Below are 14,283 nucleotides of genomic sequence, written 5' to 3'. Positions count from 1 at the left end.
TTATCCCTTGACGGATCCCGCGGTGAGGCCGCCGACGATGTAGCGCTGCAGCGACAGGAACAGGGCGAGCACGGGGATCGACGCGAGCACGGCGCCCGCGGCGAAGAGGCCCCAGCGGCTCGTGAGCTGGTTCGAGACCCACTGGTACATTCCGACGGCGAGCGTCCAGTTTTCCTCGCTCGTCAGGACGATCTTCGCGAGGATGAAGTCGCCGAACGACGAGATGAACGCCAGCAGGCCGACGACCGCGAGGATCGGCGTGACGAGCGGCATGATGATGCGCCAGAAGATCTGTGCGTGCGTCGCGCCGTCGATCTTCGCCGACTCGTCGAGGTCGCGGGGAATCGAGTTGAAGAACCCGTACATGAGGAACGTGTTCGCGCCGAGGGCGCCGCCGAGGTAGATGCAGATCAGGGCGATGCGCGAGTTGATGCCGAGCGCCGGAACGACCTCGCCGATCGCGAGCAGCATGAGGAACACCGCGACGAACGCGATCGCCTGGGGGAACATCTGGATCACGAGCAGGGCCGTGAGACCCACGCGGCGCCCCGTGAAGCGGAAGCGGCTGAACGCGTACGCGCCCGCGGCGCCCATGATCACGGCGCCGACGGCGGCCGCGAGGCCGACGTAGAGGGTGTTGCCCATCCACGTCCAGAAGTGCGTGTCGCCGAGCGCCGCGTAGTTGTCGAGCGAGAAGGCGCTGAACAGGCTCGACGAGCCGGCAAGGCTGCCGCGGGGGTTGAACGACGCGGAGAGCACGTAGACGAGCGGGAACACCGCATAGAAGAGCACGACGAGCGCGGCGGGGTACTTCCAGCCGACCTCGGCCCACCAGCGGATCCGGCGCGCGGCACCGCGCGGGTTATGCGAACGGGATCCGCGGCCGCCGGTCGTGACGAGTTCTGTTGTGGTGGACATCAGTTCATCTCCTCGAGTTTGCGGGTCTGGCGGAGCGAGATCGCCGAGATGATGCCGATCACGATGAAGACGAGGATCGACAGGGCGCTCGCGAGGCCGTAGTCGGCCGATCCGCCCTGCACGCCGGAGATGCGGTAGATCGCCGAGATGAGGATGTCGGTGTGGCCGAGGGCCGTCGAGCCGCCGAACGACGGGCCGCCCTCGGTCATCATGAAGATCAGCGTGAAGTTGTTGAAGTTCACCGCGAACGACGAGATCGCGAGCGGCGCCGTCGACACGAGAAGCTGCGGCAAGATCACCGAGCGGAAGCGGCGGAAGCGCCCCGCGCCATCGATCGTCGCGGCCTCGAGCGTGTCCTCCGGGATGGCCTGTAGCGCGCCCGTGCACACGAGGAACCAGTAGGGGTAGCTGAGCCAGAGGTTGACCCAGAGGATCGCGACCTTCGCGAGGAACGGATCGCCGAGCCAGTTGATGTTCGCCCCGAAGAAGAACAGGTCGTTGATGATGCCGAACTCGCTATTGAGCATGCCGCGCCAGAGCAGCGCCGACATGAATGCGGGGAAGGCGTACGGGAGGATGAACAGCGTGCGGAAGAGCGCGCGGCCGCGGATGCGCGGGTCGTTGTAGATCAGCGCGAACAGCAGGCCGAGCCCGAACGCGCTCGCGACCGAGAGGATCGCGAAGGCGAAGGTCCAGAGCGTGACCTGCCCGAGCGGGCCGCGCAGGTCCGGATCCGTGACCGCGCGGACGAAGTTGTCGAAACCGACGCCGACGTACCAGCCGGCGGCGAGCTCGGATCCGTCGGACGCGCGGAACTTGCCGTCGTCGGCGGCCTCGTAGACGAGGCCGGTCGAGGTGTCGGTGAGGGTCTGCGCGTCGGCGTCCCACTCGAGGCTCGAGGAATACACGGATCCGGTGGATCCCTCGCGGGTGCGGATGGATCCGTCCTCCGCGTCGTCGGAGACGGGGACGCGGAGCGAGACGACCTGCTGCTGCAGATCGGTGTCGCTCAGGACCTCGGCTCGGGTGACGACGTCGTACCCGGGAACGGTCGCGGGCGCGCCGTTGTCGCCGATGGTCGCGCCGGAGACGACGGCGAGGGGTTCCTCCGCCGTTCCGGCGCGCACCTGGTCGCCGTCGACGATCGCGAAGCCGAGCTCGCCCGATCGTTCGACGACGGTCAGGGGGTAGCTCTCCGCTCCCTCGACGCGCTTCTCATCCTGGATGAGGGCCGCGTCGACCGCCTGCTCCATCGATCCCGCGTGGCCGGTTCCGTAGTTCGTGAACGCGATGTAACCGGTGTAACCGAACACGAAGATCTGGAACACGAGCAGGAAGGACAGGCCGGGGAAGAGGTACTTCAGCGGCAGGGCGCGCTTGGTGAAGTACACGACGTCCGCCGCGATCGTGAGGACGACCGTCGCGCCGAGGATGACCCACGACTCGGCCGACCACGCCGCGAGGATGGCGGCGATGCCGAGGGCATTCACGAGGGCCATCAGCAGGAGCTTCACGAGGAAGCCCGCGCCGCGGCCGCTCCAGGAGCGCGCGTGCGAGGTGCCGCGCGGGCGGGAGGGAGAGGAGAGCTGCGTAGACATCAGTTGATGGTGGCCTCGAGGTCTTCGACCATCGTGTTCCACGTGCTCGCGGGGTCAGCGCCGTTCAGGATCTGCACCTCGGCACCGTTCCAGAGGTCCCAGACGTCGCCCATCTCGGGGATCGAGGGCATGGGAACGCCGTTCTGGCTCGCGGCGAGGAAGCCCGCGACGATCGGGTCGGAGGCGACCTCGTCGGCGAGCGACGTGAGGGCGGGGATGCGCGGATCCGCCTCGTAGAGGGTGCGCTGCGCGTCCTCCGTCGACAGGTAGTTCACGAGGAACTCCTGCGCGAGGAGGGCGTTCTTGCTCTGCGACGACAGGTAGAAGCCCTGCACGCCGACGAGCGGCGAGGCGGTCTCGCCGCCGGCCGACGGGATCGGGCCGACGACGATGTTGTCGACGTCGGTGTACGTCGACAGCGCCCACGGGCCCTGGATCGTGAAGGGCGTCTCGCCCGAGTTGAACAGCTCGTTGTTGATGTCGTAGTCGATCGTCGTCGACAGGTAGCCGGTGCCGCTCGGGCTGTTGTCGCTGAGCCACTGCGCGAAGGCCTCGCCGTTCTCGCCGCCCATCGCGACCTCGCTCGAGTACGAGCCGGTCTCGTCCTGCGTGAACAGGGGAGCGCCGAACGACGTCTGGAAGCCGTACATCGTGTAGCCGTCGCCCGTCTCGCCCTCGGTGTTGACGGCGATCGGGCGCTCGCTGACCTCGAGGCCGCGCTCGACGAGCTCGTCCCAGGTCGCGGGGATCTCCTCGCCGACGAGGTCGGCGTTCTGCACGAGCGCGACGGTCTCGACCGAGTACGGCAGCGCGTAGAGCTGGCCGTCGTAGGTCATGGCCTCGACCGCGACGTCCTCGAAGTCGTCGGTCTTGTCGCCGAGGTCGATCGTGTCGACGACGCCCGCGGTCACGAGGGCGCCGAGCCAGTCGTGCGCGCCGACGGTGATGTCGGGGCCCTCGCCCGTCGGCACCTGCGTGATGAAGTCGTTGCGCAGGTCTTCGAAGTTCTTCTGCACGAGCGTGACGGTCGCGCCCGTGTCGGCCTCGAACGCCTCGGCCGCGGCGCTCAGGGCCTCCTCGCGCTCGGCGTCGGTCCAGACGACGATCTCGGCACCGGATCCGCCGGCCTGTTCGGCCGCCGTGGTCTCGGTCGTGGTCGGCTCAGCGTCGGCGCTGCAACCGGCAAGCGCGAGCGCGCCGACGGCAGCGGTCGCAGTGATGAACATCCGCTTGTTCATGGGGTTCTCCTTCCGCCGCGCTATTGCGGCAGGGTTGTGGGAGCGGGTGGGGTGGTTAGTGTCGGCTCGTGCGAATCGCGCGCACGGTGCCGGCCGAGACGGTGAACGACTCTGCGCGTTCGTCCGTCAGCAGGTCTTCGCCCGCCACGGCGAGCTCGTGGTCGGTCTCGGAGTGGTTGATCGCGATCGTGAAGGCGTCGGCGTCAGACTCGCGGCGCACGACCTCGAGGCCCTCGCCGAGGTCGCGCGGCGTGAGGCCCGCGTCGGCGTAGACGCCGCGGAACACGTCTGCGAGCGCGTCGGTCGACATGCGGGTCGCGACGTACCAGCCGTGTCCGGATCCGTGGGATCCGCGCGTGATCGCGGGCAGGTCCTTGCCGCCGCCCTCGCCGAAGCGCGCGAGGACCTCGGCACCGGAGACGCGCAGGTGCTCCTGCCAGTGGTCGGCGTCGGACGACGAGCCGTCGGCCCAGACGACCTTCGCGCTCGTGCCGCGGCGCAGCGGCAGGTACTCCTCGACATCGACGCCGAGCGCGTCGCGCAGCGGCGAGAGGAAGCCGCCCTCGTGCACGCCGTCGTTCTCGTCGACGACGCCCGAGAAGTACGACACCACGAGCGTGCCGCCGTTCTCGACGTAGCGGGTGAGGTTTTCGGCATCCTCCGCGCGCAGCATGTACTGCGCCGGGACGACGACGAGCGGGTACGCCGACAGGTCGTGGCTCGGCAGCGCGAAGTCGACCGTGAAGCCGTCGCGCCAGAGGCGCTCGTAGAACGCGCGCACGCGCTCGTTGTGGTCGAGGTCGTCGACGGGGCGCCACTCGAGGTCCTGCGCCCAGAACGACTCGTAGTCCCACAGCATCGCGACGTCGGCCTTCACGCGGGACCGCTTGAGCGGGGCGAGGGCGCGCACGTCGGCGCCGAGCTTCTCGACCTCGCGCCAGATGCGCGAGTCGGTGCCGGCGTGGGGGAGCATCGCCGAGTGGAACTTCTCGGCGCCCTTGCGGGAGGCGCGCCACTGGAAGAACATGACGGCGTCGGCGCCGCGCGCGACGTGCGCGAGCGAGTTGCGTGCCATCTCTCCGGGGCGCTTGGCGATGCCGGTGGGCTGCCAGTTGATGCCGCTCGTCGAGTGCTCAAGGAGCATCCACGGCGCGCCGCCCGCGACCGAGCGGGTGAGGTCGGCCGCGATCGCGAGCCCGACCTCGGGGTGCGGGTCGGCCGCGACGAGGTAGTGGTCGTCGCTCACGACGTCGACGAGCTTGGCCCACTCCCAGAGGTTGACGCCGCCGTGCTGGTTCGCCATGAAGTTCGTCGTGACGGGCAGGTCGGAGAAGCGCTTGATCGCGTCGCGCTCGGTGATGAAGCACTGGCGCAGCTGATGATCGCTGAAGCGGTGGAAGTCGAGCTTCTGCGACGGATTCGCGACGGTGGGGGTCGCGGCGGGCGTCGAGATGTGGTCCCACTCGGTGTAGTGCTGGCCCCAGAATGCCGTGCCCCACGCCTCGTTCAGGGCGTCGATCGAGCCGTAGCGCTCGCGCAGCCACTCGCGGAACGCGACGTTCGAGGCGGGCGAGTGGTCCTGCGACACGGGCGCGCCGTACTCGTTGTGGATGTGCCACATGACGACGGCGGGGTGCTCGGCGTAGCGCTCCGCGAGCGCGCCGGAGATGCGGGCGATCGCCTCGCGGTAGGCGGGCGCCGACGGCGACACCATGCCGCGGGATCCGAAGCCGAGCTTCGTGCCCTCCGCGGTCTCCACCCGCGACTCCGGGTAGGTGGCGAAGAACCACGCGGGCGGCGACGCGGTGGGCGTGCCGAGGTCGACCGAGATGCCGTTGTCGTGCAGCAGGCCGAGGATCTCGTCGAGCCACGAGAAGTCGAATTCGCCCTCGCGCACCTCGATGAGGCCCCACGAGAACATGCCGATGCTGACGAGGTTCACGCCCGCCTCGCGCATCAACCGCACGTCGTCGCGCCACGTGTCGCGCGACCACTGCTCGGGGTTGTAGTCGCCGCCGTAGGCGAGGCCATCGATCTGGGGGAAGGCGGTTCGAGAAAGCGCGCCAGCGTTCGCTGTCATGGAAGAGCTACTCCGTCGTATGTGGTGGGACCGTCACATCTCTGTGACCGGTTACAGTCTGCGGGCGGTCGTCGCCCCGTGCTACCGAGATCGAGATGTCGTTATAGAACTGTAACCGGTCACAGCGCGCGGCGCCAGGGGGCTATTGTCTAACTCATGAACGTCGAAAAGCGGCCCCGAAAGCCGACGATCCGCGATGTCGCGGTCGTCGCCGGGGTCTCGTATGGCACGGTGTCCCGCGTGCTCAACGGTGGCAAGTGGGTATCGGAGGATGCGCGCGAGGCCGTCGAGGCCGCCATTCGGCAGACCGGCTACACCGCGAACCACCACGCGCGCAGCCTCGCCACCGGGCGGTCAAACTCCGTCGCCTTCCTGCTCACCGAGCCGCACCACCTGCTGTTCGAGGATCCGACCTACTCGCTGCTGCTGCGCTATTCGGCCCAGGCGCTCACGTCGCGCGGGCAGACGCTCGTACTGCTCGCGGCCGGAACCGCCGACGAGAAGCAGGGGATCCTGCGCTACGTCGAGGGCGGTCACGTCGACGGCGTCATGCTCGTCTCGTCGCACGAGAGCGACCCGTTCGTGTCGAGCCTCCTCGGGGCCGGCGTGCCCACGGTCTGCGTCGGCCTGCCGCTCGGTTCGGACCTCGAGATCCCCTCCGTCTCGGTCGACGAGTACGGATCCGCCCGCGAGATGACCCGCTACCTGCTCTCCGGCGGATCCACGCGGATCGCCCACATCGCGGGCCCGCAAGACACCCCCGGTGGTCGCTTCCGCCTCGAGGGCTTCCGCGACGAGATGGGCGAGCTGTTCGATGCGTCGCTCGTCGTCGAGGGCGACTTCAGCCGCGCGAGCGGCGGCGACGCGATCGCGAGCCTTGCCCCTGGATCCTTCGATGCCGTGTTCGCGGCCTCCGACAGCATGGCCGTCGGTGTCATCCAGCGACTGCAGCGCTCGGGCGTGCGCGTGCCGGACGACGTCGTGGTCGCGGGCTTCGACGACTCGGGCCTCGCCGCCGATTTCGAGCCGTCGCTCACGACGATGCGGCAGCCCTGGGAACGCATCGGCGAGCAGATGGTCGCGATGCTGCTCGAGGTGATCGACGGGGGAGCGGGGCGGACCCTCACCCTCCCCACCGAGCTCGTCGTGCGCGAGAGCGCCCCGCGGGCGTAGGCGGTCGCGCTACGCCCGTTCGCGCGCCGCGGTGCGCCATGCGGCGAGCGTGAGGGCCGCGTTGAGCGCGAGGATCGCGAACCACGCGAACGTCGCGTACGGGAAGTCGCCCCCGTCGGAGAGATCGATCGCGAGGACCACCAGCGCGACGGTCGCAAGCGCGGCGGAGAAGATCGCGCGCCGGCGCGCCGGGACGACGGGGTTCTTCGCGAAGCGAGCCGCGTAGGCGCGCGGCGTGCCGAACTCGTCGCCGAGGCTCCCGCCGGAGTCGGCCGCGTGCTCGCGCGCCTCCTCGACGATCTCGTTCGCGCGGTGATCCGTGATGTCGCCGCGCGTGCGGAGGGAGGCGCCGAGCTCTTTCAGCCACGCGTCGTCGTCCCGCGGGCCTGCCGCGACGCGGCGCCGGGGCGCGGGGAGGAATTGGAGCGCCGCGAATGCGAGTATCCCGAGCACCAGCGCGGCGGCGAGGTGCCACCACCCCGTCGCGATGCCGAGGGAGATTCCGTTGCTGAGCCAGGCCACCGCCGTGAGCGTGCCGCCGACCGCGAGCAGCAACGCCGCCGTGCCCGCGACGGCCGCGAGCTGCGATCGGCGTTCGCGAAGCCTCGTGAACAGGGCGTGCGCGCCGACGGTCGCGGCGCCCAGAAGTGTGGGGAAGATCGCCCCCGCGAGCGAGATCTCTTCCGACCACGCCGCCGTGAGGAGGGTCTGTGCGACAAAGAGCAACGAAATGCCCGCGGCGGCGAGGAGCACCATGAAGAGGGCGCCTTTGACGGATGTGGGCTCGTCGTCGTCCGACCAGTCGGCGCCGTCGGCGACCCACTCCGCCCTGCGGCCCGCGGCCCATTCGCGGGCGTCGCCGAAGAGCTCTGCGGCGGGCTCGTCCGCCTGCGCGATCTGCTCCGCGGCCTCGCTGAGGGCCCGCGCGACGAGTTCTACGCGCACGTCGGTCATGACGAGTTCGAACGAGACGGCCTCGGCCCAGGCCTCGTCGGCCTTCTCGCCGCGCGCCGCGCGCACGGCCTCGATCGCTGAGCGGATGGGGGTGTCGCTCATTCGCGTGCCTCCTCGGGGTCGGTGGTGTGCAGCGCGGCCGCGAGGTCGGCCCACGACTCGCGCTCGTCGGCGAGGCGCGAGCGGCCGAGCCGCGTGATGACGTAGGAACGCCGGCCGGGGCCCTTCTCGCCCTGCACCCAGCTCGCCTCGACGGCGCCGGATTCCTCGAGCGCCCCGAGCAGCGGATACAGGGATCCGCCCTTCGGCCTTCCGAACCCGCGAGCCGCAAGCCGCTCGGCGATCGCGTAGCCGTGCAGCTCCTCGTGTTCGAGGCAGGCGAGCACCGCGGTTCCCATGGCGGCGCGCACCCAGGGGAGCGGCCACAGCGGCTCGACGTCATCCATGTATCTAAGTACAACATCTATCTAGATACGCGTCAACGTGACGGAACGATGAGGCAGACTGGGCGTGTGTCAGCAATGATCCGCGGTGCCGCAGTCCTTTCTCTCGCCGGGCTCAGCGCCCTCGGCCTTGCCTCCTGCACGGCCGACGACGGGCTCGCAGACGCCGTCGCCGACCTGCAGAAGTCGGCCGAGAACCACGACTACGCCGACGACGCGCTCGCCGCGTTCCCGCTGACGGTCACCGCCGGCGAACCCGTCAAGGACGGCGAGACCGCGACCGTCGACCTGGCGTTCGACTGGGACATCGAGGGCAACGAGTGGGCCTACACCGTGCCCGTGACGCTCGACCAGACCGACGATGGCTGGAGCGTCGAGAAGACGCCCGACCTCGCGGGGCTCGGGCTGAAGGACGGCGAGACGATCGAGGTCTTGCGCGCGTACCCCGACCGTGCCGACATCCTCGGCGCCGGCGGCGAGACGATCGTCACCGATCGCGAGGTGTCGGTCTACGGCCTCGACAAGAGCTGGGTCGAGGCCGACCAGGTCGCGGGCTCGGCGAAGAAGATCGCCGACGCACTCGGCATCGACGCCGACGAGTTCGTCGCCCGCGCCGAGCAGATGGGCGATCAGGCCTTCGTCGAGGCGATCACGCTGCGACCCGCCGACGCCGCCGATCGCGTGCCCGACGACTTCTCGGAGATCCCCGGCGCGAACTCGGTCGAGAAGACCATGATGCTCGCGCCGACCCGCATGTTCGCCCGCGACCTCCTCGGATCTGTGGGCGAGGCGACCGCCGAGATCATCGACGCCTCCGACGGTGCCATCAGCGCGGGAGACCAGGTGGGGCTCTCGGGCCTGCAGAAGGCCTACGACGCCGAGCTGCGCGGAGCGCCGACGATCACGCTGAGCGCCGTCTCGGGCGACGAGTCGCGCGAGCTGATCTCGTTTGACGGCGCCGAGGCCGATCCGCTCGCGACGACCCTCGACGTCGATCTGCAAAACCGTGCGGATCAGGTGCTCGCGGGCGTCGACGGCACCGCCTCGATCGTCGCGATCCGGCCCTCGACCGGCGGGATCCTCGCCGTCGCAAACACCGAATCCTCGAGCATTTACGCCAACGCGACCGACGGGCAGTACGCGCCCGGATCCACGTTCAAGGTCGTCACGGCCCTCGCGCTCCTGCGCGCGGGCGCGACGCCCGACGACGTCGTCACCTGCTCCGACACGCTCACGGTCGACGGCTACGAGTTCCACAACTTCCCCGACTACCCCGAGTCGAAGACGGGCGACATCTCGCTGCGCGACGCCATCGCCAACTCGTGCAACACGGCGATGGTCTCGCAGGCCGAGAAGATCGACGACGCGGCACTCCAGGACGCGGCGGCCTCCCTCGGCCTTGGCGGCACGAGCCAGATCGGCGCCTTCACAGGATCCGTGCCCGACTCGACGAGTAAGACCGAGCACGCCGCCGACCTCATCGGGCAGGGGAGGATCCTCGCGAGCCCGCTCGCGATGGCGACCGTCGCGGCGTCGGTCGCGGCGGGCGAGACTGTCGCGCCGCATGTGGTGGAGGGGGACGATTCGTCCGCTTCGTCGGCATCTCCGGACGCGACCGCTTCGCCGGACGCGACCGTTTCTCCGGAGGCGACCGCTTCTCCCGAGGCGAGCGTTTCTCCCGAGGCAACCGCGGATCCGGCCGCCGTGAGCGCGCCCGCCGAGGGCGCGGCGCCGCTCACCGCCGAGGAGGCGGCGACGCTCGCCGAGCTGATGCGTGCGGTCGTGACCGACGGATCCGGGAGCGATCTTGCGGGGCTGGATCCGGCGGTCGGTGCGAAAACCGGCACCGCCGAATACGACCGCGACGGCGAGACCGAGACGCACGCGTGGATGATTGCGACGCAGGGCGACCTCGCCGTGGCCGTGTTCGTCGACGACGGCACCGGATCCGGAACCGCGGCCCCGCTCATGAAGGAATTCCTGCAAAAGTAGCGGCGGTGAAACATACAGTCACACACCCATAGACTGGACGGGTGACTTCTGGCGGTTCGTTCTACATCACCACGCCCATCTACTACCCGAGCGATGTGCCTCACATCGGGCACGGGTACACGACGGTGGCTGTCGACACCCTTGCGCGCTGGCACCGACAGTCCGGCGACGACACCTGGATGCTGACGGGTACCGACGAGCACGGCCAGAAGATGATGCGCGCCGCCGCGGCGAATGGCGTGAGCCCCCAGGAGTGGGTCGACAAGCTCGTCAGCGAGGAGTGGTTCCCGCTGCTCGACACGCTCGGCGTCGCGAACGACGACTTCATCCGCACGACGCAGGAGCGCCACGAGGAGAGCGTGAAGGCGTTCATCCAGGCGATCTACGACCGCGGCTACATCTATGCGGGCGAGTACGAGGCGCTGTACTGCGTCGGGTGCGAGGAGTTCAAGCCCGAGAGCGACATCGTCATGGGCACGGGCGCGTTCGAGGGCCTGAAGGTCTGCGCGATCCACTCGAAGCCGCTCGAGCTGCTGCACGAGAAGAACTACTTCTTCAAGCTCAGCGAGTTCGGCGACCGCCTGCTCGAGCTGTACCGCGAACAGCCCGACTTCGTGCAGCCCGAATCGGCGCGCAACGAGGTCGTCGCCTTCGTGCAGCAGGGCCTCAACGACCTGTCGATCTCGCGCAGCGCGTTCGACTGGGGCATCCCCGTGCCGTGGGACTCGTCGCACGTCATCTACGTGTGGGTCGACGCCCTGCTGAACTACGCGACCGCGGTCGGCTACGGCGCCGACGAGCAGAACTTCGAGCGCCGCTGGCCCGGCTACCACGTGGTCGGCAAGGACATCCTGCGCTTCCACGCCGTGATCTGGCCGGCCATGCTCATGGCCGCGGGCCTCGAGGTGCCGAAGGGCGTGTTCGCGCACGGCTGGCTCCTCGTCGGCGGCGAGAAGATGTCGAAGTCGAAGGCGACGGGTATCGCGCCGAAGACGCTTGTCGACACCTTCGGATCCGACGCCTACCGCTTCTACTTCCTCTCGGCCATCGCGTTCGGCCAGGACGGCTCGTTCTCGTGGGAGGACATGCTCGCCCGCTACCACGCCGAGCTCGCGAACGGATTCGGAAACCTCGCGTCGCGATCGATCGCGATGACGGCCAAGTACTTCGACGGATCCGTGCCGGAGCCGGGCGAGTACGTCGAGGCCGACCTCGAGATCCAGAAGCTCGTCGCCGAGGCGGCGGCGAACGCCGACGCCGCGATCGAGCGCTTCCGCATCGATCAGGCGATCGCCGAGGTCTGGCGCATCGTCGATGCGCTCAACGGGTACATCACCGAGCGGGAGCCGTGGGTTCTCGCGAAGGATGACGCGCAGCGTGAGCGCCTCGCGACCGTGATCTACACGTGCCTCGAGGGCCTGCGTGCCCTCGCCGTGCTGCTCTCGCCCGTCATGCCCGACTCGACGGCGAAGCTGTGGGAGGGCCTCGGCATCGCGGGCGACCTCACCGCGCAGAACCTGCGCGAGGCGGGTGCCTGGGGCGTCCTCCAGCCCGGAACCGCGACCACGAAGCTCGCGCCGCTGTTCCCGCGCATCGAAGAAGAATGACCTACGTGCAGGCTCGCGACAAGAAGGGCCGCAAGGACCTGACGCATCCCGAGCCGCCGGAGCCGCTCGCGGTGCCGGTGTACGACAACCACTGCCACCTCGATATCGACGATGGCGAGGATCCGCTCGGTCTCGACGAGCAGCTCGCCCGCGCCGAGCGGGCGGGCATCGCGGGAGTCGTGCAGTCGTCCGGTGACATCGAGTCGTCGCGCTGGGCCGTCTCGGCGGCCGAGCGCGACCCCCGGGTGCTCGCGTCCGTCGCGATCCACCCGAACGATGCCCCCGTGTACGCCTCGCAGGGGCGCCTCGACGAGGCGCTCGCCGTGATCGACGAGCTCGCGGCGCACCCGCGCACGCGCGCGATCGGCGAGACGGGGCTCGACTACTTCCGCACGGGCGAAGAGGGCCACGCCGTGCAGCTGACGTCGTTCGAGGCTCACATCGCGATGGCGAAGAAGCACGACATCGCCATGCAGATCCACGACCGCGACGCCCACCGCGACGTGCTCGACACGCTCGCGCGCGTCGGGGCGCCGGAGAAGACGGTGTTCCATTGCTTCTCGGGCGACGAGGCGATGGCGCGCGAGGCGGCGGACGCCGGCTACTGGCTGTCGTTCGCGGGAAACATCACGTTCAAGAACGCGCAGAACCTGCGCGACGCGCTGAAGGTCACGCCGCGCGAGCGGATCCTCGTCGAGACCGACGCGCCCTTCCTCACGCCGGTGCCGCACCGCGGACGCCCCAACGCGCCCTATCTCGTGCCGCTGACGATGAGGTTCATGGCCGCCGAACTCGGCGCCGACCTCGACGAGCTCTGCGCCCAGGTGGCCGCCAACACCCTCGAGGTCTACGGCAGCTTCGCCTGACGCCCCCGTTCCCACACAAAGTGGGACATGCTTCGGGGCGTGTCCCAGTTGAGGTGGGAATGGCGACCGTATTCCCGCACGAAGTGGGACATGCGTCGGGGCGTGTCCCAGTTGTGGTGGGAATGGCGACCGTATTCCCGCACGAAGTGGGACATGCTTCGGGGCGTGTCCCAGTTGTGGTGGGAATGGCGACCGTATTCTCGCACGAAGTGGGACATGCTTCGGGGCGTGTCCCAGTTGTGGTGGGAATGGCGACCGTATTCTCGCACGAAGTGGGACATGCTTCGGGGCGTGTCCCAGTTGTGGTGGGAATGGCGACCGTATTCCCGCACGAAGTGGGACATGCTTCGGGGCGTGTCCCGGTTGTGGCTGGAATGACGCCAGCATTCCCGCACAAACTGGGACATGCGCCGCAGGGAACTCGCCGGATCGGGTGAGAGGATGGCCAGATGAGCACCGTTCGCCTCCTCGGCGCCGCCGATATCCGCCGCCTTGCCGCCGAGCTTGACGTGACGCCGACGAAGAAGCTCGGTCAGAACTTCGTCGTCGACGCCAACACGGTGCGCAAGATTGTCACGGCCGCGCGCGTCGAAGAGAACGAGCGCGTCGTCGAGGTGGGTCCGGGGCTCGGATCCCTGACGCTCGCGATCCTCGAGACCGGCGCGAGCGTGACCGCGGTCGAGATCGACTCGCGCCTCGCGTCGCGCCTCGCGCAGACGGCGTCGGAGCAGGGTGTGCCCGACGGCAAGCTGACGGTCGTCGAGCACGACGCCATGACCGTCACCGAGCTGCCCGGCGACCCCGAGGTGCTCGTCGCAAACCTGCCGTACAACGTCTCGGTGCCCGTGCTCCTGCACTTCATGGAGACGTTCGCGAATCTCGGGCGCGGCGTCGTCATGGTGCAGGCCGAGGTCGGCGAACGCCTCGCGGCCGCCCCCGGATCCAAGATCTACGGCGCCCCGAGCGCGAAGGCCGCCTGGTATGGCGACTGGAAGCTCGTCGGCACCGTCTCGCGCCAGGTGTTCTGGCCCGTCCCCAACGTCGACAGCGTGCTCGTCGGCTTCGAGCGCTCGGGCGAACCGCTCGGATCCGAGGAGGACCGCCTCGAAACCTTCCGGATCATCGACCTCGCGTTCCAGCAGCGCCGCAAGATGCTGCGCCAGGCGCTCTCGCGCGAGCTCGGCGGATCCGCGGCCGCGAGCGAGATCCTCGAAAAGGCCGGCGTCGAGCCGACCGTGCGCGGCGAGGCCCTCGACGTGCACGCGTTCTACCGCATCGCCCTCGCGGTGCGGGACGCACGCGCGTAACCCGCGGATCCGGATCGCGCACGAAGCGCGCGTAATACACGCGCGCAGCCCGCGGATCCGGTGCCCGCGCTCCGCGACGCGCGCCCGTAACGAGGCTCACGGTAGCC

General features: G+C 69.2%; 11 protein-coding genes. 5 read left to right on the top strand and 6 right to left on the bottom strand.

What is annotated here, in order from left to right:
• The 4 genes from DTO57_RS05495 to DTO57_RS05480 are packed head-to-tail and all read right to left on the bottom strand — an operon-like array spanning nt 1 to nt 5,834.
• A complete protein-coding gene (locus tag DTO57_RS05495; RefSeq protein ID WP_114117156.1) occupies nt 1–918 on the bottom strand; it encodes a sugar ABC transporter permease in 918 nt (305 codons plus the stop codon).
• Complete coding sequence (locus DTO57_RS05490; RefSeq protein ID WP_114117155.1) at nt 918–2,516, bottom strand: ABC transporter permease subunit; 1,599 nt, start codon at nt 2,514–2,516, stop codon at nt 918–920. The genes DTO57_RS05495 and DTO57_RS05490 overlap by 1 nt, the downstream gene beginning before the upstream one ends.
• On the bottom strand, nt 2,516–3,754 hold the full coding sequence (locus DTO57_RS05485) for a sugar ABC transporter substrate-binding protein (RefSeq protein ID WP_114117154.1): 1,239 nt from the start codon (nt 3,752–3,754) through the stop codon (nt 2,516–2,518). Before DTO57_RS05485 ends, DTO57_RS05490 begins: the two co-directional genes overlap by 1 nt.
• A gap of 55 nt (nt 3,755–3,809) precedes the next feature.
• Nucleotides 3,810–5,834 carry a beta-galactosidase gene (locus DTO57_RS05480; protein ID WP_114117153.1) on the bottom strand — a complete coding sequence of 675 codons (2,025 nt, stop codon included), beginning with the start codon at nt 5,832–5,834 and terminating at the stop codon, nt 3,810–3,812.
• Between the two features lie 156 nt (nt 5,835–5,990).
• Between DTO57_RS05480 and DTO57_RS05475 the strand changes: the two genes are divergently transcribed.
• Nucleotides 5,991–7,007, top strand: a complete 1,017-nt coding sequence (locus tag DTO57_RS05475; RefSeq protein WP_114117152.1) for a LacI family DNA-binding transcriptional regulator — start codon at nt 5,991–5,993, stop codon at nt 7,005–7,007.
• Between the two features lie 9 nt (nt 7,008–7,016).
• Here the strand turns inward: DTO57_RS05475 and DTO57_RS05470 are convergent, their stop codons facing one another.
• Together DTO57_RS05470 and DTO57_RS05465 are read right to left on the bottom strand one after the other, a co-directional pair.
• On the bottom strand, nt 7,017–8,063 hold the full coding sequence (locus DTO57_RS05470) for a hypothetical protein (RefSeq protein WP_114117151.1): 1,047 nt from the start codon (nt 8,061–8,063) through the stop codon (nt 7,017–7,019).
• Nucleotides 8,060–8,407: a PadR family transcriptional regulator gene (locus DTO57_RS05465; RefSeq protein ID WP_114117150.1), complete on the bottom strand. Its 348-nt coding sequence runs from the start codon at nt 8,405–8,407 to the stop codon at nt 8,060–8,062. The genes DTO57_RS05470 and DTO57_RS05465 overlap by 4 nt, the downstream gene beginning before the upstream one ends.
• Before the next feature lie 75 nt (nt 8,408–8,482).
• Here DTO57_RS05465 and DTO57_RS05460 point away from each other — a divergent pair, with 75 nt between their 5' ends.
• The 4 genes from DTO57_RS05460 (at nt 8,483) to rsmA (ending at nt 14,176) form a co-directional block, all read left to right on the top strand.
• A complete protein-coding gene (locus DTO57_RS05460) occupies nt 8,483–10,396 on the top strand; it encodes a penicillin-binding transpeptidase domain-containing protein (RefSeq protein WP_114117149.1) in 1,914 nt (637 codons plus the stop codon).
• A gap of 41 nt (nt 10,397–10,437) precedes the next feature.
• Nucleotides 10,438–12,003 carry a methionine--tRNA ligase gene (metG, locus tag DTO57_RS05455; protein ID WP_114117148.1) on the top strand — a complete coding sequence of 522 codons (1,566 nt, stop codon included), beginning with the start codon at nt 10,438–10,440 and terminating at the stop codon, nt 12,001–12,003.
• Complete coding sequence (locus tag DTO57_RS05450) at nt 12,000–12,869, top strand: TatD family hydrolase (RefSeq protein WP_114117147.1); 870 nt, start codon at nt 12,000–12,002, stop codon at nt 12,867–12,869. The genes metG and DTO57_RS05450 overlap by 4 nt, the downstream gene beginning before the upstream one ends.
• A 449-nt stretch (nt 12,870–13,318) precedes the next feature.
• Nucleotides 13,319–14,176: a 16S rRNA (adenine(1518)-N(6)/adenine(1519)-N(6))-dimethyltransferase RsmA gene (gene rsmA / locus DTO57_RS05445; protein WP_114117146.1), complete on the top strand. Its 858-nt coding sequence runs from the start codon at nt 13,319–13,321 to the stop codon at nt 14,174–14,176.
• The last annotated feature ends 107 nt before the right edge of the window (nt 14,177–14,283 follow it).

It is taken from the genome of Microbacterium sorbitolivorans (assembly GCF_003327285.1).
GTDB classification, from domain to species: Bacteria; Actinomycetota; Actinomycetes; order Actinomycetales; family Microbacteriaceae; genus Microbacterium; species Microbacterium sorbitolivorans.
The sequence above is the reverse complement of the archived record's forward strand: the minus strand, read 5'-3'. Positions and strand labels throughout refer to the sequence as shown.

Bases quoted from the DNA above. Each gene is read 5' to 3' on its own strand.
- DTO57_RS05475 (WP_114117152.1), top strand. From the start codon at position 5,991: ATGAACGTCGAAAAGCGGCCCCGAAAGCCGACGATCCGCGATGTCGCG.
- DTO57_RS05460 (WP_114117149.1), top strand. From the start codon at position 8,483: ATGATCCGCGGTGCCGCAGTCCTTTCTCTCGCCGGGCTCAGCGCCCTC.
- DTO57_RS05495 (WP_114117156.1), bottom strand. From the start codon at position 918: ATGTCCACCACAACAGAACTCGTCACGACCGGCGGCCGCGGATCCCGT.
- DTO57_RS05490 (WP_114117155.1), bottom strand. From the start codon at position 2,516: ATGTCTACGCAGCTCTCCTCTCCCTCCCGCCCGCGCGGCACCTCGCAC.
- DTO57_RS05450 (WP_114117147.1), top strand. From the start codon at position 12,000: ATGACCTACGTGCAGGCTCGCGACAAGAAGGGCCGCAAGGACCTGACG.
- rsmA (WP_114117146.1), top strand. From the start codon at position 13,319: ATGAGCACCGTTCGCCTCCTCGGCGCCGCCGATATCCGCCGCCTTGCC.
- DTO57_RS05485 (WP_114117154.1), bottom strand. From the start codon at position 3,754: ATGAACAAGCGGATGTTCATCACTGCGACCGCTGCCGTCGGCGCGCTC.
- DTO57_RS05465 (WP_114117150.1), bottom strand. From the start codon at position 8,407: ATGGATGACGTCGAGCCGCTGTGGCCGCTCCCCTGGGTGCGCGCCGCC.
- DTO57_RS05480 (WP_114117153.1), bottom strand. From the start codon at position 5,834: ATGACAGCGAACGCTGGCGCGCTTTCTCGAACCGCCTTCCCCCAGATC.
- DTO57_RS05470 (WP_114117151.1), bottom strand. From the start codon at position 8,063: ATGAGCGACACCCCCATCCGCTCAGCGATCGAGGCCGTGCGCGCGGCG.